This is a genomic window from Streptomyces cavernae (assembly GCF_004023625.1).
GTDB lineage: Bacteria > Actinomycetota > Actinomycetes > Streptomycetales > Streptomycetaceae > Streptomyces > Streptomyces cavernae.
Genome location: NZ_RPDJ01000045.1, coordinates 47,643 through 70,389, shown reverse-complemented (window position 1 = coordinate 70,389; position 22,747 = coordinate 47,643). Strand labels below are relative to the sequence as shown.

The following is a 22,747-nucleotide window of genomic DNA, read 5'->3' as shown; positions in this document are numbered from 1 at the left end:
AGCCGGACTGCGGGCTGAAGGTCAGCCGGACTGCGGGCTGAAGGTCAGCCGGACTGCGGGCTGAAGGTCAGCCGGACTGCGGGCTGAAGGGGAAGAGTTCGTCCGCTCCGGGCCGCACCACGCCGTAGCTGCCCTCGGGGACCTCGTTCCAGGCGCCGGGCAGGTCGCCCAGGGGCTCGGAGACGATGAGGCGGGTCTCGTCGGAGACCTCCCGGAGGTACTCCAGGTCCGGGTGGAGCGCTCGCAGGTTCTCCACCCGGGTGCTGTAGTAGAGCGAACGTGACGCTCCCCGGCTGGAATAGCGGAACGCCCACAGCCGCTGTCCGTCGGTCACGGCGGCCGTCATCTGCAGCGGGAACTCCACCCCGTGCTCGTGGCCGGTCCGTTCCACCAGCCCGGCCATCCGCGCGACGGCTCCCGGCGGGTCCGCCTCCAGGCCGAAGGTGAGGGCCAGGAAGAACATCATCTCGGAGTCCGTCGATCCCTCGATGTGGGGGAAGAGCTCCGGGGCCACGGCGAGGGCGAGGTCCCGTCGGGTCCGGTGGAAGCCGTCGATGGCACCGTTGTGCATCCACATCCAGCGGCCGTGGCGGAAGGGGTGGCAGTTCGTCTGCTGCACCGCCGTACCGGTCGAGGCCCGGATGTGGGCGAAGAACAGCGGAGAGCGGACGTGGTCGGCGATCTCCCGCAGGTTGCGGTTGCTCCATGCCGGCGCGGTGTCCCGGAAGATCGCGGGGGTGGTCGCCAGGCCCGGCGCGTACCAGCCGATGCCGAACCCGTCGCCGTTGGTCGTCTCGACGCCCAGCCGTGAGTGCAGGCTCTGGTCGATCAGCGAGTGCGCCGGTCTGTAGAGGATGGTGTCGAGTGGGATGGGTGTTCCGGAGTAGGCGAGCCACCGGCACATCGCGGCTACCGCCTTCCTGTGCTTCTCGTCTGCGTCTGCTTCTCGGCTGCGGCTGCGGCTGCGGCTGCTCTGCGTCTGCTTCTCGTCCGAGTCGCGGTCTGAGGTGTTCCGGCCCGCCCCGCCTCGTGGGGGCGTGGGACGCGCCTCACGGGGATGCGGGGCGCGGGGTCCGGGGTCCGGGGTCCAGGGTCCGAGCGTCGGGGAGTCGTCCTCGGTCCGAGCATGAGCGCAGCGGGGGGCGCGGGCATCACCCGGCGGGGGTGGGGCCCGGGTGGTTTCCGCGCGGAGACATCGCCTGTGGCGGGTGATGACGAGCGCTACGGATACCGGGGTCCCGGCGGGGTGCCCGCGCCGGGGTGCCGACGGGGTGCCCGCGGGGTGTTCCACGCAACGGGGGCCCGCGCGGCGCCGGAGCGCACCGCGCGGGCCCCCGGGTCGGGGCGGCCCTTCGGCCGGGTCCGAACAGCGGAGTCACACTCCGGAGGACACCCCGGTCTTCTCGGTCGGGGCCGGGCCGCCCTCGGCCGCCTCGAGCGCCTTGTTGCGGCGCACGGACGACAGGAAGGAGGCGGCGATCAGGACGACTCCGATCAGGCCGGTGATGATCTCGCTGATCTCGTACTGGATGGTGACCAGCAGGATCACGGCGAGGGCGCCGATCGCGTAGTGGGCGCCGTGCTCGAGGTAGACGTAGTCGTCGAGGGTGCCCTGGCGGACCAGGTAGACCGTGAGCGACCTGACGTACATGGCGCCGATGCCCAGGCCGAGCGCCATCCAGAAGATGTGGTTGGTGATCGCGAAGGCGCCGATGACACCGTCGAAGGAGAACGAGGCGTCCAGGACTTCCAGGTAGAGGAAGAGGAAGAACGCGGCCTTGCCGGCCAGGGCGACCACCGGGACCGGCCTGCCCTCGGCCCTGGCCTTCTCCTCCTCCTCGTGCTCGTGCTCCTCCTCGTCCTCGAGCCTGTCCTCGAAGTACCCGGAGAGCCCGCCGACCACGAGGTAGGTGATCAGACCGGCGACCCCGGAGAGCAGCACCGTGGCGGCCTTGTCCGCATGGCCGGTGCTGATGTGCGCGTGGGTGGCGAAGGTCATCGCGGAGACCATCAGCGCGATGAGCGCGACGCAGACCGACAGCATGTCGATCTTGCCCAGCCTGGCCAGGGGGCGCTCCAGCCAACGGAGCCACTTGATGTCGCGGTCCTCGAAGACGAAGTCGAGGAAGATCATCAGCAGGAACATGCCACCGAAGGCGGCGATCGCCGGGTGGGCGTCGGTGACCAGATCCTGGTAGCGGTCCGGCTCGTCGAGGGCGAGCTGCACCGCCTCGACGGGACCCACCTTCGCGCTGATGGCGACGATCACGACCGGGAACACCAGCCGCATTCCGAAGACCGCGACCAGGATGCCGATGGTGAGGAAGATCCGCTGCCAGAAGGCGTTCATCTTCTTCAGGATCCCGGCGTTGACGACCGCGTTGTCGAAGGACAGCGAGATCTCCAGGATCGACAGGATCAGTACGACCCCGAAGGCCTCCCAACCCCACTGCCACGCGGCGAAGGCGAGGCCGAGCGCCGTGACGGCGAACGACCAGCCGAATGTTCTCAAGATCATCTATGTCCCAAACGCAGTGAGAGGGAGTTCCGTCCGGCGCCACGATTGTGGGGTTTTCCGAACGAGTCGTCTGCGTTGTGTGACCAGTGGAGGTTGAGTTCGTAGTGGTCGCGCCGTCCGGCCGCCCTACGCGGGGCCGGACGGGCGTCGGCCGCGTGGACGTCGGCCGCTCGCGCGTTCGCCGGGCGGGAAGGCGCGGGCGGTGCCGCGGACGTGCAGGCAGACCTCGTCTCCGACGGCGGGCGGGGCGGAGGCCGGGTCGAAGATGCGGGCGGCGACCCGTGTGCCGTCGTCGAGGCGCAGGGCGAGCATCGCGTCATGGCCGTAGAAGTCGCGCCGTACGACGGTCGCGGCGACCGCGTTCGGGGCCCCGGGCGGGACGAGCGTGATCTGCTCGGGCCGGAGCAGCACGCGCACCGTGCCGGTCGGCGCACTGCCTTCGAGGGCGGTGAGCCGTATCGTGCCCAGCGGGGTGTCGGCCCGGTCGCGGTCCAGCACGGCGGGCAACCACACCGCCTCGCCGACGAACCCGGCCACCCACGGGTCGGCCGGTGAGCCGTAGAGGAGCTCCGGGGGCCCGCTCTGGACGATGCGGCCGTCCCGCATGACCGCGACCTCCTCCGCCATCGACAGGGCCTCCGCCTGGTCGTGGGTGACGAGGACGGCCGTGGCGCCGTCGGCGCGCAGGGCCTGCCAGACGTCCCGGCGCAGTTCGGCCCGCAGCGCGGCGTCGAGTGCGTTGAACGGCTCGTCCAGCAGCACCACCGGCGGGCGGGGCGCGAGTGCGCGGGCGACCGCGACGCGCTGTTGCTGACCGCCGGAGAGGTGGTGCGGCATCCGGTCCTGCAAGCCCGCGAGCCCCACGAGTTCCAGCACGGCCGTCGCCCGGCCGGCCCGCCGGGCGGCCCGGTCGAGCCCGTAGGCGATGTTGTCCAGGACGGACAGGTGCGGAAAGAGCGCGCCCTCCTGGGGGACCACCGCGATCCGCCGCCGCTCGGGCGGCACCGACGCGCCGGGGGCCGCGATGCGACGGCCTTCGAGCCGGATCTCACCGACGTCCGGTGGCTCGAAGCCGGCGATGCAGCGCAGCAGCGTGGTCTTGCCCGAGCCGGAGGGGCCCAGCACGGCCACCAGCGCTCCGGAACGCACGGTGAGATGCACACCGGACAGCGCCCGGACGCGTCCGTAGGCCTTGTGGACATCGGCGATGCGCAACTCCGCCATGTCAGCCTCCCGTTCGGGTGAGGACACCGGTGCGCGCCGACAGCCACCACGTGGGCACGGCGGCGATGAGCACCAGCAGGGCCGCGTAGGGGGCGGCGGCCGCGTACGCGGCTACCGAGGTGCGCGTCCACAGGCCGGTGGCGAGGGTGTCCATTCCCGTCGGACGCAGCAGCAGGGTGGCGGGCAGTTCCTTCATACAGGTGAGGAAGACCAGGGCCGCCCCGGCGCCGATGCCGGGCGCGGCCAGCGGCACGGTCACCGTGCGCAGCACATGGGCCCGCCGGCGCCCGAGCGAGCGGGCCACCTCCTCCAGGCCCGGCGGGGCCTGTGCCACGGCGGCGCTCACGGCCGCGACCGCGAGCGGCAGGAACAGCGCCGCGTAGGCGAGGGCCAGCAGCCACACGCTCTGGTAGAGCGGATAGGCCACGTTGATGCCGAAGAACACCAGCGACAGCCCGATGACCAGGCCGGGCAGCGCGTGCGAGAGATAGGCCAGGCGGTCCAGGGCCATGGCGAGCAGGCCGGGGGCGCGCGCGGACAGCAGCCCGACCGGCAGCGCGAGCATCATGGTGAGGCCCGTGCCGAGCAGGGCGACCCCCAGCGAGTTCGCCGCCGCGTCGGCGAGCTCGCCGAGCGAACCGGGCCGTGAGACGCCCTCGCCGAACCACCTCAGCAGGCTCACCGCCGGCACCCCGAGAGCCGCCCCGAGCACACCGGCGACCCCGAGCACGGCCGGCCACCGCAGCCGGCCCAGGCGCACCCGCCCCGGCGGGCGGGCCGCCCCGCCGCCCAGCCGGGCGTAGCGGGCCGCGCGCCGCCGGCTGAACTGCTCGGCCAGCAGCACCAGCGCGGTGAGGGCGACGAGGACGGTGGAGAGCACCAGCGCGCCGGTGCGGTCGAAACCCAGGCTGATCGCGGTGAAGATGGCCCGGGTGAAGACGTCCACCCGCAGGATCGACACGGCACCGAAGTCGGAGAGCACATAGAGCGCGACGAGCAGCGCACCCGCCGCCACGGCGGGCCGTACCTGGCGCAGCGTCACGCCGACGGCCGTGCGCCAGGGGCCCCGGCCCAGTGACCGCGCCACCTCCTCCTGCGCCGGGTCCGAGCCCACCAGCGCCGCCGCGACCGGCAGGTAGACGTACGGGTACGAGACCAGCGTGAGCACCAGGGCAGCCGCCCAGAAGCCCGCGAAGCTCCCGACGCCCGCGTCGCCCTGGAGCGTGGACACCCAGGCGAAGGCGGCGACATAGCTGGGCACCGCGAGCGGCAGCGCGGCCAGGACTCCCAGCAGCCGCCGGCCCGGCAGGTCGCTGCGGGTGACCAGGAACGCCAGGGTCACACCCAGGGCGGTGCAGGCCGCGGTGACGACCGTCGCCAGCGCCACGCTGCGGACGACGAGTTCCCCGGTGCGCGCCGTGAACAGTTCGTCGGCCATCCGGTCCCAGCCCGCCTCGCCGGCCCGGGTCGCCAGGTAGGCCAGCGGGATGAGCGCGACGCCGACGGCGAGCACCGCCGCGCAGGCCAGGGCCGGGCGCGGCAGCAGCCGTCGCGCCCGGCGCGTGGTGAGGGCGGGCGCGCTGCTCAGACGAGCCCCGAATCGTTGATCATTTCGACCGTCGTCTCCAGATCGTCCAGGTCGTTGAGGTCGATGTCCGGTGAGTTCAGTGAGGACAGCGAGGGCAGGCCGGGGGCGGTGGCGATACCGGCGACCAGCGGGTACTCGTACGTCTGCTCGGCGAAGTAGGTCTGGGCCCCGGTGCCCAGCAGATAGTCGACGAACGCGCGGACGTCGGGATCGTCGCCCGCCTTCTCCAGTACGCCCACCCCCGATACGTTGACCAGGCTGCCGATGTCCCCGTTCGGGAAGAAGTGGTTGCGTGCCTCGAGGTCGTCGACGCCGGTGCCCTCCTCCTTCGCGAGCTCGTACACGTAGTAGTGGTTGACCAGCCCCGAGGCGAGCCGGCCGGCGTCGACGTCGGCGACGATCGGCGCGTTGCCCTCCCTGATCTGCGCGTCATTGGCCTTGAGCCCGGTGAGGAACTCCTCCGTCCGCGCGTCGCCGTACTCCACCCGCATCGCGGTGACGAACGCCTGGAAGGAGCCGTTCGTCGGTGCGATGCCCACCTTGCCCTTCCACTTGGGCTCGGTCAGCTCGAACACCGACCCCGGCAGATCGGCGCGGGGGACCTGGTCGACGTTGTAGACCATGGTGCGTACGCGGCCGGTGACCCCGACCCACTCGCCGCCGTCGTCCCGGTAGGCGGCCGCCGCCTTGTCCAGCACCTCGTCCGGCAGCCGGGCGAACAGACCTCGTTCGGCCACCGCCCCGAGGGCTCCGGCGTCCTGGGCGAGGAAGGCGTCGGCCGGGCTCCGGCCGCCCTCTTCCTGCAGCTGGGCGGCCATCTGCGCGGTGTCGCCGTAACGCACCTCGACGGTGATACCGCTGGCCTCCTGGAAGTCCTCCAGCACCGGCTTGACGAGCGACTCGCTGCGACCGCTGTACACGGTGATCTTCTTGTCGGAGCCGTCGCCCTGTCGTGCGTCGGCCGTGCCGCACCCCGTGACTCCGAGGATCAGCAGGCCGCTGAGCGTCGATGCCGACAGGCTCCTCACCCCAGGGGTACTCACGATCCCGTTCCTCCGTTGTCGGCGGGCGCACCGCGCCTTGGTGAGGGCAGGCTAAGCTTCATTAAGTCAGCCTAACCTCATATATGGCGCATATGTCACTTTTGCGTGCGGCGGGAGTGAGGGGCGTGCTTCCGGTCACCTGGCGTGCACCTGCGGGTCAGCCAGGACAGGCGTGCCTGCGGGCCACCTTGGGAACTCTGTGATCGCTCCGAGGTCAGCTCTCCGGCTGCTCGAGAAGCTGGGCCAGGTAGAGCGGTTCGCCCAGCTTCTCGACCAGTGCGAGCTGGGTGTCGAGGTAGTCGATGTGGTGTTCCTCGTCGGCGAGGATCGACTCGAAGATGTTCGCCGAGGTGATGTCGCCCTTCGAGCGCATGACCTCGATGCCGCGCCTGAGGCGGTCGATCGCCTCCACCTCGACCTCGCGGTCCGCCCGGAACATCTCGGTGACGGTCTGCCCCACCCGTACGTGGAAGAGGCGCTGGTAGTTGGGCAGGCCGTCGAGGAGCAGGATGCGGTCGGTGAGCATCTCCGCGTGGTTCATCTCTTCGAACGACTCGTGGCGTGTGTTCTTCGCGAGCTTCGTCCAACCGAAGCTCTCCTGCATCTTGGAATGCAGGAAGTACTGATTGATCGCGGTCAGCTCCGCGGTCAGCTGCTCATTGAGGAATTCGAGAACCTCGGGGTCGTTCTGCATGGCAGGTCGTCCTTCCCGAGAAACCGGCCGGCGCCATGCGTCCACCACGACCGACGACCGCCCCGGGCGGGCGCACGCCTGCCGTGAGCAGTCCTCCTGGCGGGTGGCCGACCGTCCGATGCCGCCGGCACGCTGTCGATGGCGCCCGCTTCTTCGACGATAACCCGGGTCGGGCGGTCGGTCCGGCTGCCCCGGCTGCCGCTCGTGCCGGCCGGAGCGGTCGGCCTCGCCGTCGCGTCACGGCCGCCGCGGTCCGGGCCGGTGGCGGCGCCGCGGCCGAGGTCCCCGGTATCGAGGACGCGGGCTGAGGCCCGGAGGCCCCAGGCCCGGAGGCCCCAGGCCCGGAGGCGCGAGGCCCGGGGGCCCAAGGTCCGGAGGCCCAAGGCCCGGAGGGTGGTGGGCCCGCGGCCGGACTGCGCCGACTTCGCATGAGAGTGCCGTGAGAGGGGATCCGGCTCCCCGTCCCTGGGAATGCCCTGCGGCGTGGGGCGTCCGCTTCCGGGAGGACGCCCCACGCGCCCACGCAGGGGGACTGCGTCAGGGCTTCTGGACGGGCTTTCCGCGTCCCCAGCCCCAGGCGAGCCGGTCGGCGCCGGACTGGTTGGTGGTGGCCAACCAGGGGCGGGCGGGGTCGCCGGTCAGGGTCTGCAGCGAGTAGGTGTCGCCGGTACGCAGGCCGGGCCAGTAGACGGAGCCCATCTTGTACTCACGGAAGGTGTCGGTGACGGCCTGCATGAAGTTGATGAAGTTGTTGTCGGGCGTCGGCTTGTTGTAGTCGAAACCGGTGGTCATGTGGGCGCCGAACTCGTCGGCCACGGTCCGGCCGGCGCAGTCACCGATGCGCTCCTTGAGGTCGGCCACCCACTGGTCGTAGGTGGCGTACTCCTTCCAGAACCCGTAGTGGTGCAGGGACAGGTACGTGCCCTTCAGACGCGGGTCGGCGCAGACGGAGGTGACGTGGTCGTTGTAGCCGGCGCCGCTGACGAACACCCGGTTGCGGGGGACGAACCGGTAGGTGTCCAGCCACTTCGCGGCCAGGTCGGCCCACTCGGTGTCGGTGTAGCCGTGGGGCTCGTTCATGGGCTCGAAGTAGACGCGCTTGTCGTACTTGTAGGCCTTGACCACGGTGTTCCACATGGGCCAGTACGTGGCGGGGTCGTCGATGAAGCCGTCCTTGCGGGTGCCCGTGCCCTCCCAGTAGGAGAGGATGACCTTGAAGCCCCTGTCCGACGCCGCGTCGATGACCCCGCGGTAGGACTTCCAGTACGAGCCGTTGACCGTGTACGGGTTGATGGGCAGCCGGACGGTGTTGGCGCCGAGGTTCGCGCGGAACGCCGAGATCACCCGGCTCGCCTTCGTGTAGGTCTGGGCATAGCTGTCGGACGTCGACAGGCCCGACAGTACGACGGGGTCGTCGGCGAAGTTGTCACGGGGGTCGGCCCAGTTCACGCCCCTGAACTGCTGGGTGTTGCCCGGGTTCGGCGCGGCGCTTGCGGGGGTGCCGGCCATGGCGGTGGCGCTGGTCGTGGCGATCGCCATCGCCACGAAGGCGGCGCGCAGCCGGGGGGTGAAGCGGCTTCTGGCGGGGTTCTTGCGCATCAGCTTGCCCTTTCGAAGGATGGCGACCCGGCGCATGGCGGAACCTGCGCGCCGCTGAAGGGCCGTCGGGAAACGTGCCGGGCCGGGCGGGGTGGAGTCGGCTCGACGCCGCTGATGTTTACGTAAACATGCGGTCGGAATCGTGGCATCCGGCATCAGGAACGTCAAGGTTTCCCACACGTAACAGAGCTTGTTCAGGGGCGAGTTGCCGCTTAGGGGTCCTTGCACTATGAGCGTCCGATGAGGTCGCGTGGTCTGGTGCCGTGCATCGCAAGGCGCCGGAGAGCCCTGGTTGGGGGTGCCCCCTGCTCGAGCGGAGCCGAGAGCTTGGGGAAGCGGTGCCAGGCCGCGTGACCCGGGCGGGCATAGTGCAAGGACCCCTTAGGGAGGGGCGAGTGGGACGGGTGCCCCCGTCGGCGGCTCAGGGTTGTGCGGGACGGCGGAGTACCGTCAGCGCGACCGCGAAGGCGGCGATCATCAGGGCGGTGCCGATCGCGAAGGCCAGATGATAGCCGGAGGTCAGGGCCTCCGGGCGGGGCCGACCCGCAGCGATCAGCCGCTCGGTGCGCGCGGCCGCCAGTGTGGACAGGACCGCGACTCCCGCCGCCATGCCGATCTGCTGGGTGGTGTTGAAGAGCCCCGAGGCGAGCCCGGCGTCCGCTTCGCCGGCACCGGACATACCCAGCGCGGTGAGGGCGGGGAGGGCGAGACCGAAGCCCGCGGCTAGCAGCATCACGGGAAGCAGGTCGGTGACGTACGTCGCGTGCACCGGTACGCGGACGAGCAGCGCGAGGAGCGCGGTCAGCACGGCGAGCCCGGTCAGCAGGACGGCCCGCTCGCCGAAGCGGGCGATGAGCCGGGCGGAGACCCCCAGCGAGACCACCCCGATGACCACCGCCGCCGGGAGCATGGCCAGGCCGGTCTCCGCCGCACCGTATCCGCGCACGTTCTGCAGATACAGGGCGACGAGGACCTGGAACGAGAACAGCGCCGCCACCATGAGGACCTGGACGAGATTGGCGCCCGCGACGGTGCGTGAACGCAGGATCCGCAGCGGCATCAGCGGGGAACGCGTGGTGGCCTGGCGCACCACGAACGCGGCGAGCAGCACCGTGGCCAGCGCGCCGAGGCCGAGGGTGTGAGCCGAACTCCAGCCGTAGGACTCGACCTTGACGACTGTGTAGATCCCCAGCATCAGCCCGGAGGTGACGAGCAGTGCGCCGGCCACGTCCGCCCCGGCGGCAGCGCCGAGCCCGCGGTCGCGGGGCAGCGCGGGTACGGCGAGGGCGAGGGTCGCGAGGCCGATCGGCAGGTTGATGAAGAAGATCCAGTGCCAGTTCAGCGCATCGGTGAGCACGCCGCCGAGCACCTGCCCGAGCGAGGCCCCGGCGGCACCGGTGAAGCTGAACACGGCGATGGCGCGGGCCCGTTCACGCGGTTCGGTGAAGAGCGTGACCAGGATCCCGAGGCTCACCGCGGCGGACATCGCGCTGCCCAGGCCCTGCAGGAAGCGCGCCGCTGTCAGGACGGCCGGGGAGCCGGCCGCACCCGCGAGCAGCGAGGCCGCGGTGAACACGGCGGTACCGATGAGGAACATGCGTTTGCGCCCGACCAGGTCGCCGAGCCGCCCGGCGAGCAGCAGCAGTCCGCCGAAGGCGATGAGGTAGGCGTTGACGACCCAGCTCAGGCCCACGGGGGAGAAGCCCAGATCGCTCTGGATGGCGGGCATGGCCACGGTCACGATGCTGCCGTCCAGGACGTTCATCAGCAGACCGGTGGCGATCACGCCGAGGGCGAGCCGACGGGAGCGCGGGCGATCGGGTTCGTCAACTCTCCGCCGACGAGCGGTAGTTGAAGGCCTCGATGTGGCAGACATGGGTCTCTCCTGTCGGTCGGAGGGCGACAGGAGAGACCGTAGCAGATAGTTTTGTTAGAGACGATTTCTTTCGGATGCTTCCCGGGTCCGCTCGAATGCTCCCGGCGTGCTTCCGCAGACACTCCCGGTGTGCTTCCGCAAGTGCTTCCCCTCGGCCTTCCGTAGGCGAATCCCGTCGGGCTTCCGCGTGGGCGGGGGCCTTCGCTTCTGGGGAGGCGCCTACCGCAGACGGGACTGCCGCGCCCGCCTCGTGGGCGTCGGGCCCTCGACGGGGGTCGCCAGGTGTCCCTCGGCAAGTCGCGTCAGGGCCTTCACCAGGGTGTCCCGCTCGCCCTTCGGTAGCGCCCCCAGTGCCTCCTCGTGCACCCGGTCGACGATCTCCTGGCTGTGTACGGCGACCTCGGCACCTTTCTCGGTGACCGCGATGATCCGGGCCCGCCGGTCCGTGCTCGACGGACGGCGCTCGGCGAGTCCGGCCTCCTCGAGGGCGTCCACCGTGATCACCATCGTGGTCTTGTCCATGTCCCCGATCTCGGCGAGCTGGATCTGTGTGCGTTCCTCCTCCAGCGCGTGTACGAGCACGCAGTGCATCCGTGTGGTCAGCCCGATCTCGGCGAGCGCGGCGGCCATCCGGGTGCGCAGCACATGGCTGGTGTGGTCGAGGAGGAAGGACAGGTCCGGTTCGGTGCGCTTGGGCGTCATGGAGGTCACGCGTCCAGCGTATTCGGTCCGTACCGGATTATCCGCAAGGGATCTTCTGTGGCCGGGCGTGCCGCCGTGGGAGACTCGGCGCGTGATTATCGAACGTGCGTACGCATCGGTTGTCCCGTCGGAGAAGGGCAGGTGGCCCTGGTCCCTGCCTTGTGTACGGGAACTCCTGGGCGGAGGACTGCGCTTCACCGCGCCGGTGACCTTCGTCGTCGGGGAGAACGGCTCCGGGAAATCGACGCTGGTCGAGGCCCTCGCGGAGGGCTTCGGGCTGGACTCCTGGGGTGGCTCGCACGACTGGCGCTATGCGAGCCACCGCGAAAAGTCGGTGCTGGGCGAGCGGATCAGGTTCGACCCGGCACCGCGCGGCCGGCGCATGCTCCGCAACTGGTCCGACCGCAGAGGGTTCTTCCTGCGCGCCGAGACGGCGTTGGACGCGCTGCAACGGGAGGGGCTGGCGCCCGAATCGGTCAGCCACGGTGAGGGGTTCCTCGCCGCGTTCCGGGGGAAGTTCCTGCAGCCCGGGCTGTATGTGATGGACGAGCCGGAGGCGGCGCTGTCGTTCTCCTCCTGCCTCGAACTGATCGGGCACATCGACCATGTGGTGAAGGGCGGCGGCCAGGTCATCTGTGCCACCCACTCGCCGGTGCTGACCGCGCTGCCGGGCGCGGACATCGTCGAGGTCGGTGAACACGGAGTGCGCCGGGCGGCCTGGCACGATCTTGACCTGGTCGACCACTGGCGCCGCTATCTGGCCGACCCGCAGGCCTATCTCAGGCACGTCCTCGACGCGGAGTGACGATCCGCCCGACCGCCATGGCTCCCGGTGTGGCGGTCGGTGGTGCTTCAGGGGTGGTGGAGGTCTTCCCGGATCTCGTCCAGTGACTGCTGCATCACCGCACGGGCGCGGGTGAACCAGTCCGCCAGTACGGCGATCTCGTCCGGGGTGTAGTCGGCGAAGAGGGTGCCCAGGCGCTCGTAGAACGGGCCGTAGACCTCCAGGATGCGCGCCTGCGCGTCTTCCTCCATCGCGATGCGCACGCGGCGGCGGTCCGCGGGGTCGGCCTGGCGGCGGATGAAGCCGGCCTTCTCCAAGCGGTTGAGCACTCCGGTGATCGCGCCGGTGGTGAGCCGCGCCCGCTCGGCGAGTTCGCCCGCCGTGGGCGACTCGCCGGCCAGCGAGGCCTCGATCAGAAAGCCCAGGCAGGTGGCGTCCGTGACGTTCAGTCCGAGCCGCCCCGCGATGTCCTGCTGTCCGAAATGCGCCAGCGCGATCATCCGGTCCATCGCGTACAGCGCCTGCTGGGCTGTCGCCTCCGGGCGTGCCTTGCCCTCCACGGCCAAATCCCCTTACGATCTAAGAAGCTTAGCTCGTGAGATAAATCTTCTCCGAGCGAAGTCCTGCTGTCCCGCAGCAGTCCCAAGCCGATGGACTATCACACCCGGAGGAGCCGGTATGGGCGCGCACGGCGACCACGACATGGGCCACACCGTCGCAGGCTGGACGGGCACCGCCGTGGCCTGCGCCGGTACGGCGGTACTGGGTGCGGCTCTCATCGCCGGTTCGGCCGCCGGGCTCTGGCTGGGCGGGGTGATCGTCGTACTCGCCGCGGTCGTCACCTGGGTGCTGCACCTGGCGGGCTGGGGCAAGGCCACGGGCCCGCGCCCGCCCGGCAGTCGTCACTGGCGCATTCGGGACACCGCGGCCCTGCGCGGCCACCCGGACTGCCTCGGCTGCCGTCTGGCCGGCCGCCCGGCACGAGTCTCCAACCCGGCGGAAAGGGCACAAAATGGGTTTGTGGAGGTCGCGCTGAGCCAGGTCGGAGGGACGAGTGGATCTGGACACGGTCGCCGACGAGTTGTACGCCCTGCCGCCGGGCGGGTTCACCGCCGCCCGTGACGAGCGCGTGAGATCCGTACGGGCCGAGGGGGACCGTGAACTCGCCGAGCGGATCCGTCGTCTGCGCCGCCCCACCGCGGCCGCCTGGGCGAGCAATCTGCTGGTGCGTGAGCAGCCCGACGAGAGCAGGCGGCTCCTGCAGCTCGGAGCCGCGTTGCGACAGGCCCACCGGGATCTCGACGGCGAGCAGCTGCGGGAACTCTCGGCGCAGCAGCGGCAGGTGGTCTGGGCGCTGGCCCGCCAGGCCCGGGAACTGACCGCGCGGGCCGGACAGCGCGTCAGTGAGGAGGTGCAGCGCGAGGTCGCGGAGACCCTGCACGCGGTGCTGGCCGACCCCGACGCCGGTGAGACATGGATCCGGGGGCGGCTGAGCAAGGCGCTGACGCCCCCGACCGGGTTCCCGGCCGATGCCGGCGCCCGGTCCGGTGCCGGTGCGGGGTCCCGTGCCCGACCTGATTCCGCCGTCCCGGCCGAGCCGGCGTCTCCCGGTCGTGCCGGGGAGGGCGCCCGCGGGCAGGTGGCCGACCTCGACGCTGCTCGCGCCCGCCGCCGCGAACAGCAGGAGCGCCTGGCGCAAGCACGGCAGCAGGCCAAGGAGGCCGACCGTGAACTGCGGGCTCGGGACAAGGAACGGACCGAGGCCCACGACGAGCAGGACCGGGCCGAAGAACGGCAGCATCGTGCCCGGGAGCGCGTCGCGGAGCTCAAGGAGCAGCTGGAGGAGGCCGCGAGGGAACAGCGGGAGGCCGACGAGACCCTGCGCGCCGCCCGCGGGCGCCTGCGGGAGACGGAGCGGGCGGCCCGCCGTGCGAGACGGGAGGCCGAGAGCGCGGCGGCGCGGGTTCAGCAGCTCGCCGGCGGCACGAGGAGCGGGTCGTCCGGCGAGGGGCCCGACGCGGGGTGATGTGTTCACGCGGTGGCCGCAGTGGCCGCAGTGGCCGCGGTCACCGCACCCGGGCCGGGCCGGGCCGGGCGGGTCGCGTCGGGGTCGGGCCCGCGGCCGTGGCGCGAGTCAGGGGTGCCGTCACGTCACGTCTGAGCGGTCGCCGGTCCGGGTCGGGTCCCCGCCTCTGAGCAGTCGTCGGTCTTGTCATGCCGTCTGAGCGGTCGCCGGTCCTGGTGGCGCCATCACGTTCGCGCAGCGCCACCACATGCGAGCGAAGCACGTTCAGCAGGGCACGTGCGAGCGGGGCACGTTCAACGGGTCACGGGCGAGCGCTCACCCGTCGATGGTCACCGCGTCGCGACGACCCGTATCGTCCCCACCGAGGCGTCGGCGGCGTCCGGGATCAGGACGCCGTGTGCCACGCCGCTGCGCAGGTACTCCAGGATCTCCCCGGTGATCACCTCACCGGGGGCCACCACCGGCACGCCCGGCGGGTACGGGCTGATCATCTCCGCGGCGATCCGCCCCACCGCGCGTTCGGCCGGCACCACGTCCACCGGTGAGAAGAAGGCCTCCCGCGGCAGCATGGCCTGTTCCAGTTCGAGCTCCGAGGGACGGGGCAGCCGGACCGCGGGCCGCCGTTCGATCGAGTCGGCGCGGTCCACGAGCGAGCGCAGCGAGTCCACCAGCAGCTTCTCCGTCTCGTCGTCGTCGGCGTGCGTGATCGAGGCGCTGATCCGGCACGTGTCCGAACCCCCGACATCGACGTGGCACCGCGCCCGCAGCCACTCCGCGGCCTGCATCCCGCTCACGCCCAGGCCCCGGACATCGACGACGAGCTTGAGGGGGTCGAGGTCGGCGGCGAGGCCCTCTTCGACGATCTCGTGGCCCATCACCCGCAGCCCCGGCAGCTCACCGACCGTCGCCCGCACCCGTTCCGCGCGCTGGAGCGCCGCGTCCAGCAGTTCGTGCCCGTGCTGCACCATCTGGCGCCGCCAGCCGTCGAGTGCCGCGAACACCAGCGAGGACGCGCTGGTGGTGCCGAGCAGGTCCTCACACTGCTTGAGCACGTCCGGTGACACCCGGTCGTACTGGAGGTGGAACACGGAACTCTGCTCGATGGCGCTGCCCATCTTGTGGACGCTGGTGACGACGAGGTCGGCCTCGGCGTCCATGCCCCAGCTGGGCAGCCGCGGATGGAAGGGCAGATGGGCGCCCCACGCCTCGTCCACGATGAGCGGCACACCGAACTCGTGACAAACCCGGGCCACTCCCCGGATGTCCGCGCACGCGCCCCAGTCGGTGGGGCTGATCAGCAGCATGCCCTTGGCGTCCGGGTGCTCCTCCAGACGTCGGCGTACGTCGTCGGGCTCGGGTGGGTGGGCGACGTGCCGTTCGGAGTCGAACTTCGGATGGACCCAGATCGGCCGGACGCCGTTGATGACCACCGCCGCCACCACCGACTTGTGGGCGTTGCGCGAGAGCAGCAGCTTCTCCCCGGGGCCCGCGACGGCGAGCATCGCGGTCTTGACCGACAGGGAGCTGCCGCACGTCGAGAAGAAGGCCTGCTCGGCGTGGACCGCGTCCGCCATCAGCTCCTGGGCGTGGCGCAGCACGCCCTGCGACTGGCGGCGGTCGTCCAGTCCGTTGAGGGCCAGCACGTCCGAGCGGAAGACGTCGATGCCCATGATCTCGGCCACCCGCGGATCCGTGCCGCGGCCCTGCTTGTGCCCGGGCGGGCCGTAGGCGACGTCACCGCGGCGGCGGAAATCCAGCAGTGCCTCCAGGACGGGTACGCGCGAGTGATCCATGGCTCCTCCAAGCCAGGTCGGGCCCCCCATACCAACGTCGGCCCCCCCCGGGGGCGGCCCGGCCGAAACGGCCCCGGGCACACCGTCCGAGTGCACCTGGGGGAGCGGCCGAAACCCGGCCCGCGGTGTCAGAACCCCGGCCGGTGGAACCCGGGCCGTGGCGACGGGGGGGAACGGAACCCGCGCACCAGCCGAAGGAGGCCGTGTGTCCCACACGCTCGACGAAGTCCACCCGCGCCTCCGTCAGGAGGTCGCCGACCGGGCCGGGGCGCTGTGGGACATCGCCCGGGCCCTGCACACCGACCCCGAATGCGCCTTCGCCGAACACCGGGCGGCGGCCCTGCTCACGGGCGAACTGGAGCGTGCCGGTTTTCTGGTGCGGCGGGAGGTGGCGGGCATGCCGACCGCCTTCACCGCCCGCTCCGGCGACGGCCGGCCCGCCGTGGCGCTGCTGCTGGAGTACGACGCCTTGCCCGGCCTCGGGCACGCGTGCGGCCACAACCTGATCGCGGCCGCCGGGCTGGGCGCGGCGCTCGCCGTCCACGCCGTGCTGAACGACGGTCCGGGAGGTTCGGGAGGTCCGGGAGGTCCGGGGCGGCCCGGAAACGCCCTCGGCGCCGGGGGTTTCGGGAGCGTGCTGGCGGTGGGCACCCCGGCCGAGGAGTCCGGCGGCGGCAAGGTCGTGGAAGTGGAGGCCGGAGTCTTCGACGACGTCGACGCCGCGCTGATGTTCCACCCGGGGGTGCACGACTGGGTACGGGCGCCGCTGACCGCACAGGAGCAGTACCGGGTCGGCTTCCACGGACGTGCCGCTCATCCGACGGGCAACCCCACGGAGGGCGTGGACGCGCTCGCGGCACTTATCGAGCTGTTCAACGTGCTCGCCGCGTCGGGCCGCCGGCTGCCGGAGGCCTCGCATGTGCAGGGCATCGTCACCCACGGCGGCATCGCCACGAACATCGTCCCCGAGTACGCCGAGGGCCTCTTCGGGCTGCGGGCGGCCACGACCGGGGAACTTCAGGACCTGGCGGGGCGGCTGCGCACCTGCGCCGAAGGGGTCGCGCTGGCCACCGGCACCACCGTCAGCATCGAGCGGGCCACCACCCGCTACGAGCACTTCCGCGACAACGAGGTGCTGTCCGGCCGGTTCGCCGCGCACCTGGCCCGGGCGGGGATCACGCTCACACCGCCCGTACCGGGGGTTTACCTGGGGTCGTCGGACATCGGCAACGTCAGCACCCGGCTGCCCGCCATCCACCCGTTCGTCGCGATCATGGACGAGGACGGGTCCGACCACACCCCGGAGTTCGCCGAGGCCGCGGCGTCGGAACGGGCCCGGGAGGTCCTGCTCGCCGTGACGGAGGCACTGGCGTGCACAGCCGCGGACGTGCTGCTCCGTGCGGACCTCCGCAGCGAGGCGTGGGCCCGGCACCGCGCCGGCACCGCGACCGGGCGGTGAGACCGGACACCGGACCTGGGCACGTAGAGCCCGCCCCGGGGCGTGCGCCGGGGCGGGCTCTACGTGCCTGGTCGTCGCCGCTGGTCCGTACCGGTCCGGGGACCGGACGCCGGGTCAGTTCGTGTCGAGTGAGATCGCCAGGTCGGTGATGTTCAGCGGGAACTGGCCCACGCCGGTCGCGGCTCCGGTGAGCGGGTCGACGGTGTAGAGCGTCGGGTTCGCCGTGCCGGACGCGGGCGGAAGGATGGCGAAGGCCGTGTTCGAGACCGTCTTGCCGCCCGTCAGGTCGCTGTAGATGTCGAAGCCGGCGTTGAGGCCCGAGTTCACGCCGAGCGAGCCGGTCGGGACCAGAAGACCGTTGTTGGCCGGTGACTGGATCACGACCTGGTCCGTGTTGGTGTTGATGCCGAACAGCGTGGTCCCGGTGGTCCCGTTCAGGTCGTTGTTCGTGTAGGCGGCGGCGGTGACGCCGTGAGCCGTCGCGCCGTCCTGGGTCAGCGTCGCGTCCGCGACCGTGGTGTGCTGCGCGGGCGTGCCGTTCGGGTCGTTGAGGTTGTGCCGCAGGTTCTGGCCGTTGTTGCTGATCACCCGCAGCCGGTTGGCGGCCGGGTTGAAGTCGACGTCGAACGTCGTGCCACTCAGCGCGACGGTGAGCTGGGAGACCTTGGTGACGACGACGTCCGGGGTGGTCGGCGGGGTGGTGATGGTGTAGATGCCGCCCTTGTTGCCGACGCCGTACATCAGGCCGTCCTGCGGCCGGAAGTCGATCCCGACCAGGGCGTTGTCACCGGAGAGCCCGTTGATGGTCCTCACCCAGTCGAGCACCTGGGGCCGGTCGGTGGTGAACATGGCCATCAACGTGCCGTCACCCGAGATCCCGAACGCCCGCCCGCTGTAGACCGCGGAGGGCTTGGCCCAGCTGGTGCCCGGGGTGCCCACGACGAGTGCGGCCATGGTGGAGGCGACCGCGAGGGCCGCCGCCGTTCTCTTACGGATCCCTGACTTCATGGTTGTCCCTTCCGGTGGGGGGTGGTGCGCGGCCACACGTTATGCGGCGGGACTGGACGTTCACTGGACGGCGATCGAGGTGCCCGGGCCGGGCGACCGGTGGGCGCGGCGGGCGCGCTCGGCACCCGCGCGGGCACGGGCCAGCTGGTCGTGCTCGCCGGTGCCGGCCGCGACGGTCGCGGCGGTGGAGTGGTGGACGAGCGACTCGGCGTAGTGGCCGCCGGCGTGGAGCGCGTCCGCGAGACCGTTGAGCGCCGATGCCTCGCCGTAGCGCTCCCCGTGTTCACGGAAGAGTTCGAGGGCGCGTCGCTGACAGGTTTCGGCCGCCTCGTGCGCGCCCTGCCGCAGCCGGGCGTCGCCGAGGCCGGACAGCGCGTACGCCTCGCCGCCGTGGTGGCCGAGTTGCCGGAAGAGGACGAGGGCCTGCTGCTGCCGGTCGGCGGCGTCCGCGTAACGGCCCAGCCGCAGAAGGGCGTTGCCGAGGTGGCAGAGGGTGCGGGCGCGGCCGATCCGGTCACCGGTCAGATCGTGCAGCTCCAGGGCCTGCCGCTGGTGGCCGGCCGCCTGCTCGTACTCGCCAAGCCTGAGCCGGACGTTGCCGAGGTTGGTCAGTGTGCGGGCCTGGCCCACCCGGTCCCCGGTGGCCCGGTAGAGGGTGAGGGCTTCCTCGTGGGCGGCCGCGGCGTCCCGCACTCGGCCCAGTCGCCAGTGCAGGTTGCCGAGGTTGGACAGGGCTCTGGCCTGCCCGGCGCGGTCCTCGGTCCGCCGGTGCAGTTCCAGGGCGCGCAGGAGGTGGTCCGCGGCGGATACGGAGTCGGCGAGCCGCCAGTGCACGACACCGAGATTGGTCAGCGCGTGGGCCTGACCCCCGAGGTCACCGATCGACTCGGCGGCCCGCAGGGCATGGCGGTGGACCTCCAGAGCCTCCGCGTGTTGACCGGCGTCGAGGTGCCGGAACAGCACGGCGGCCAGGAGTACGGCGTGCCGCGGGCTGCCGCGTTCCGCGGCGACCGCGCAGATGGCCGTGAGGGTGGGGCGCTCGGTGTCCAGCCAGGCCCGGGCAGCGGCCGGGTCGCCGGCGACCGGCGCGATGTGGGCGGGTGCCGTGACGGCGGGTCTGTGGTGCCGCTCCGCGGGATAGAGGGCGTCCATGGCCGCCGCGGCCGTGCCGAGGTAGTGGTCGAAGAGCCGGGTCAGCGCCGCCTGCCGGTCGGCCTCGGAGTCCTGGGCACGGGCCGGCCGGTGCGCGTAGGCACGCAACAGGTCGTGCATGCCGAACCGGCCGGGCCGGGTGGACTGGAGGAGGTGGGCCCTGGCCAGCAGCCCGAGGGCGTCGGCGGCATCACGGACCCGGTCGCCGTCGTCGGCGGACGCGGCGCCGCCCATCAGCGCGGCGACCGCGTGCGCGTCGGTCTCCGGGCCGGGGTGCAGGCTCAGCAGACGGAAGACCCGGGCCACGGGAGCGGGCAGGTGGTGGTACGACCAGGAGAACACCGCCTCCACGGCCGCGCGCCGGTCGCCGCCCGCGGACAGCAGGTCCAGTCGTCGCTGCCGGTCGGCCAGTTCCGTCACCAGGTCCGCCAGGGCCGACGACGGCCGGGCGACGGCGAGTTCCGCGGCGACTCGCAACGCCAGCGGGAGCCGGGCGCACTGTTCGGCCAGCGCGGCGGCCGGACCCGGCTCCAGTTCGGCCCGGGCGCCGATGAGCCTGCCGAGCAGACCGACGGCCACGGGCGGCGGCAACGGGCCCAGATCGATACGACGAGCCCCGTGCAGGACCACGAGACCGGCCAGGCTGTCCCGGCTCGTGACGACGACCGTGCAGGACGGCGAGCCTGGAAGCAGCGGACGGACCTGCTCCTCGGACAGGGCGTTGTCCAGGACCACCAGCATCCGCCGGTCGGCCAGCTCGGTCCGGTACCGGCTCGCGCGGTCGTCGACGTCGAGCGGTACCGCGTCCGCGGGAACCCCGAGCACGGTGAGGAACCGCGTGAGGGCGTCACCGGCCGACATGGGGAGCTCCGGGTCGTAGCCGCGCAGGTTGACGTAGAGCTGGCCGTCCGGGAACCGGTGTCTCGTCCGGTGCGCCCAGTGCACGGCCAGCGCGGTCTTCCCCACCCCGGCCGTGCCCGAGACGACCGCGACGGCCACCGCGGTCGGACTCGCCTCCGCCTGGCTCAACAGCCGGTCCAGGGTCCCGAGTTCGTTGTTCCGCCCGGAGAAGTCGGGCACGTCCGCGGGTAACTGAGCGGGTAACTGGGTGGGGAAGTGCGCGGGTAACCGGGACGAGAGCCGCGCGGGTAACTGGGTAGGGAACCGCGCGGGTAACTGGGTGGGGTGCCGCGCGGGCGACTGCTCCGCGGGCGCACGGGGCACGTTCAGCCGGGACGGAACGGCGGGGGTGCCGGCCGGTGGCGTGCCGCGCCGCAGTACGGCGGCGTAGGCCTCGGTCAGCTCGGGGCCGGGATCGACGCCGAGTTCGTCGGCGAGCCTGCGGCGGCTGCGCCGGTAGACGGCGACCGCCTGGTCGCGCCGCCCGACCGCCTCGTACGCGCGGATGAGCCGCGCCTGGGCGTCCTCGTCCAAGGGCTGCGCGGCCGCGGTCTCCGCCAGGACGGGGAGCACGTCCGCGCTGCGCCCCGCCGCGATCATGGCCTCGCCGTACTGGGCCACCACACCACGGCGCTCCCCGGCCAGCGCCACGACCGTCGGGTGGGCGGCGAGGTGCGGCAGGTCCGCGAGGGGCGGTTGCTGCCACAGCGCGAGCGCGTCCGCCAGCAGCGCCGCGGCCCGCGTCCGGTCGCCGCCCCGCCGCGCGGCCTCCGCCGCCGCGACCAGCTCCCGGAAGCGCAGCAGATCGATGTCGTCCCGGGGAACGCGCAGCGCGTAGCCGTCACCGAGCCGGGGGAGCACCGTGCTCGGGGCGCGCGGCGGACGCCCGGGCTCCAGCAGCCGGCGCAGGTGCTTGATGTGGGTCTGGATGACGTTCGACGCGCTCGGTGGGGGCCGCTCGCCCCACAGCGCGTCCGCGAGCCCGGAGAACGGCAGCTGCTGTCCGCGGGACACGGCGAGCAGGCCGAGGATCGCACGGCGTTGTGGTGAACCGAGGGCGAGGCGTGTGCCGTCCCGCCAGACGCAGACCGGCCCCAGTACCTGAACACGCATGAGTCCCCCGCCCCATCATTCACAACTCCCTCACGCTTCTCCCTCTTTATCGCTGCTCGACAGTCGTATCCGGAAGGCTCATTCCGGCCCACTGCCACCGTGCTCTGTACCGGCGCGATTCACGGGGCGGACGCCGGGTGTTGGTCATGGACGCGGCAAGGGATGGGCACATCTGTGAAGTGAACAGCGCAGCACCGCACTTCGGCGACACCCGCGACACCGACGTGAGGAGCCATCGCACATGCGACCGCACACCAGAGCCGTTCGCGTACTGAGCAGCGTCCTGATCCTGATCGGCGTCGGCGCCGCATCCTGCGCCCCGGGCCCCGCCGGGCTGCGGAATCCCGGCACCTCCGCCGTGGCGCCGAAGAAAGCCCAGGTGCGGACCGTCACGGAGTACACCGTCGGGCAGTTCAACATGGCCGGCGGCAACGCCGAACACGGGCCGAAGGGCGACGAGGCCCCGGACGCGTTCGTGCGCGACGTCCGTGAGCGGGGGTCCGCGTTCGTGACACTCCAGGAGGCCTGCCGGGACTGGAACGAGCGGATGCTGAGCCGGCTGCCCGGTTACGGTGTGGCGTTCCACCCCGTGCGCAGTGCGGACGGAACCCCCGGGCGGTGCAAGCACCCCTCGGACTTCGGCAACGCGGTGCTCTTCCGCGAGGACCTCGGCTTCGACGCGGCCACCGCCATCGCATATCCCCTCGAGTCCCCGGCCGGCTACGAGCAGCGCGAGATGCTGTGCGTACGTTCCGACCGCCGCCGGACCGTCGTGTGCAGCGCACACCTGAGCTACGGCGACAAGGGGACACGGCCGGCCGTCCGGCGGCACGAAGCCCAGGTCGCCGCGCGGATCCTCGCCACCGAGTACGCCGGATACACCCGCTTCTTCGGCGGCGACCTCAACGACGATCCCTTGTCCGAGGCGACGGGGAACTTCTACGAACCCCGTTACCGGGGTGGCGCGCACGGTGAGTTCCAGGAGGCCGGCAGCCCGTGCGGCGACGACATCGAAGCGGGGTACCCGACCGAGTCACCGGCGAGCCCCGAGTCCACGCCCGTCTGGGTCAGGTGCCGTTCCGCGGTGCCGACCCACGGCCAGGGGAAGATCGACTACCTGTTCGTCGAACCGCGGCTGCGAGTGCTGTGGAGCGAGACGACCGAGGCCGTCCACTCCGACCACGACCCCCTCTGGGCGCGCGTCCGGTTCTGAGCGGGCGGCACGCGCGGGATGAGCGGGGGCGGGGACGCGGGACGGGCGGGGTGTG

At 71.9% G+C, this 22,747-nt stretch carries 17 protein-coding genes and 1 pseudogene; 5 read left to right on the top strand and 13 right to left on the bottom strand.

The annotated features are described in order from the left end of the window. Positions 1-67 precede the first annotated feature (67 nt). From EF387_RS39410 to EF387_RS39370, 9 genes are all read right to left on the bottom strand, one after another. Positions 68-904: a class II glutamine amidotransferase gene (locus EF387_RS39410; protein WP_128381423.1), complete on the bottom strand. Its 837-nt coding sequence runs from the start codon at positions 902-904 to the stop codon at positions 68-70. Positions 905-1,375: 471 nt separating this feature from the next. Next, positions 1,376-2,518: a DUF475 domain-containing protein gene (locus tag EF387_RS39405; RefSeq protein ID WP_128381422.1), complete on the bottom strand. Its 1,143-nt coding sequence runs from the start codon at positions 2,516-2,518 to the stop codon at positions 1,376-1,378. 126 nt (positions 2,519-2,644) lie between these two features. Then, positions 2,645-3,742 carry an ABC transporter ATP-binding protein gene (locus EF387_RS39400; protein ID WP_128381421.1) on the bottom strand — a complete coding sequence of 366 codons (1,098 nt, stop codon included), beginning with the start codon at positions 3,740-3,742 and terminating at the stop codon, positions 2,645-2,647. Between the two features lies 1 nt (position 3,743). Continuing rightward, on the bottom strand, positions 3,744-5,255 hold the full coding sequence (locus tag EF387_RS39395) for an ABC transporter permease (RefSeq protein ID WP_238431947.1): 1,512 nt from the start codon (positions 5,253-5,255) through the stop codon (positions 3,744-3,746). Between the two features lie 71 nt (positions 5,256-5,326). After that, positions 5,327-6,373 carry an iron ABC transporter substrate-binding protein gene (locus EF387_RS39390; protein WP_202918512.1) on the bottom strand — a complete coding sequence of 349 codons (1,047 nt, stop codon included), beginning with the start codon at positions 6,371-6,373 and terminating at the stop codon, positions 5,327-5,329. 214 nt (positions 6,374-6,587) lie between these two features. Beyond that, on the bottom strand, positions 6,588-7,067 hold the full coding sequence (bfr, locus tag EF387_RS39385) for a bacterioferritin (RefSeq protein WP_128381418.1): 480 nt from the start codon (positions 7,065-7,067) through the stop codon (positions 6,588-6,590). Between the two features lie 537 nt (positions 7,068-7,604). Then, on the bottom strand, positions 7,605-8,666 hold the full coding sequence (locus EF387_RS39380; RefSeq protein WP_128381437.1) for a glycoside hydrolase family 5 protein: 1,062 nt from the start codon (positions 8,664-8,666) through the stop codon (positions 7,605-7,607). A 421-nt stretch (positions 8,667-9,087) separates the two neighbouring features. Further along, entirely contained in the window at positions 9,088-10,542 is a 1,455-nt protein-coding gene (locus EF387_RS39375; RefSeq protein WP_128381417.1) for an MFS transporter, read from the bottom strand. Between the two features lie 219 nt (positions 10,543-10,761). Beyond that, positions 10,762-11,253, bottom strand: coding sequence for a MarR family winged helix-turn-helix transcriptional regulator (locus EF387_RS39370; RefSeq protein ID WP_128381416.1), 492 nt, complete (start codon positions 11,251-11,253; stop codon positions 10,762-10,764). A gap of 82 nt (positions 11,254-11,335) precedes the next feature. Here EF387_RS39370 and EF387_RS39365 point away from each other — a divergent pair, with 82 nt between their 5' ends. Continuing rightward, the gene (locus EF387_RS39365) at positions 11,336-12,049 is read left to right on the top strand and encodes an AAA family ATPase (protein WP_128381415.1); all 714 of its coding nucleotides are present in this window, start codon (positions 11,336-11,338) and stop codon (positions 12,047-12,049) included. Positions 12,050-12,096: 47 nt separating this feature from the next. On the opposite strand, the gene EF387_RS39360 is transcribed toward EF387_RS39365, so the two are convergent. Further along, positions 12,097-12,588: a MarR family transcriptional regulator gene (locus EF387_RS39360; protein WP_202918511.1), complete on the bottom strand. Its 492-nt coding sequence runs from the start codon at positions 12,586-12,588 to the stop codon at positions 12,097-12,099. 118 nt (positions 12,589-12,706) lie between these two features. Here EF387_RS39360 and EF387_RS39355 point away from each other — a divergent pair. Beyond that, a pseudogene (locus tag EF387_RS39355) lies at positions 12,707-13,036 on the top strand (HGxxPAAW family protein); the annotation flags it as partial. 46 nt (positions 13,037-13,082) lie between these two features. Next, positions 13,083-14,054: a hypothetical protein gene (locus EF387_RS39350; RefSeq protein WP_128381414.1), complete on the top strand. Its 972-nt coding sequence runs from the start codon at positions 13,083-13,085 to the stop codon at positions 14,052-14,054. 329 nt (positions 14,055-14,383) lie between these two features. On the opposite strand, the gene EF387_RS39345 is transcribed toward EF387_RS39350, so the two are convergent. Beyond that, the gene (locus EF387_RS39345) at positions 14,384-15,847 is read right to left on the bottom strand and encodes an aminotransferase class I/II-fold pyridoxal phosphate-dependent enzyme (RefSeq protein WP_128381413.1); all 1,464 of its coding nucleotides are present in this window, start codon (positions 15,845-15,847) and stop codon (positions 14,384-14,386) included. Between the two features lie 205 nt (positions 15,848-16,052). Here EF387_RS39345 and EF387_RS39340 point away from each other — a divergent pair, with 205 nt between their 5' ends. Next, a complete protein-coding gene (locus tag EF387_RS39340) occupies positions 16,053-17,306 on the top strand; it encodes a peptidase dimerization domain-containing protein (RefSeq protein WP_128381412.1) in 1,254 nt (417 codons plus the stop codon). A gap of 114 nt (positions 17,307-17,420) precedes the next feature. On the opposite strand, the gene EF387_RS39335 is transcribed toward EF387_RS39340, so the two are convergent. Continuing rightward, positions 17,421-18,314, bottom strand: a complete 894-nt coding sequence (locus tag EF387_RS39335) for a DUF4394 domain-containing protein (RefSeq protein ID WP_128381411.1) — start codon at positions 18,312-18,314, stop codon at positions 17,421-17,423. Positions 18,315-18,374: 60 nt separating this feature from the next. Further along, complete coding sequence (locus EF387_RS39330) at positions 18,375-21,479, bottom strand: AfsR/SARP family transcriptional regulator (RefSeq protein ID WP_128381410.1); 3,105 nt, start codon at positions 21,477-21,479, stop codon at positions 18,375-18,377. 241 nt (positions 21,480-21,720) lie between these two features. On the opposite strand from EF387_RS39330, the gene EF387_RS39325 reads away from it, so the two are divergent. After that, positions 21,721-22,692: an endonuclease/exonuclease/phosphatase family protein gene (locus EF387_RS39325; protein ID WP_128381409.1), complete on the top strand. Its 972-nt coding sequence runs from the start codon at positions 21,721-21,723 to the stop codon at positions 22,690-22,692. Positions 22,693-22,747 lie beyond the last annotated feature (55 nt).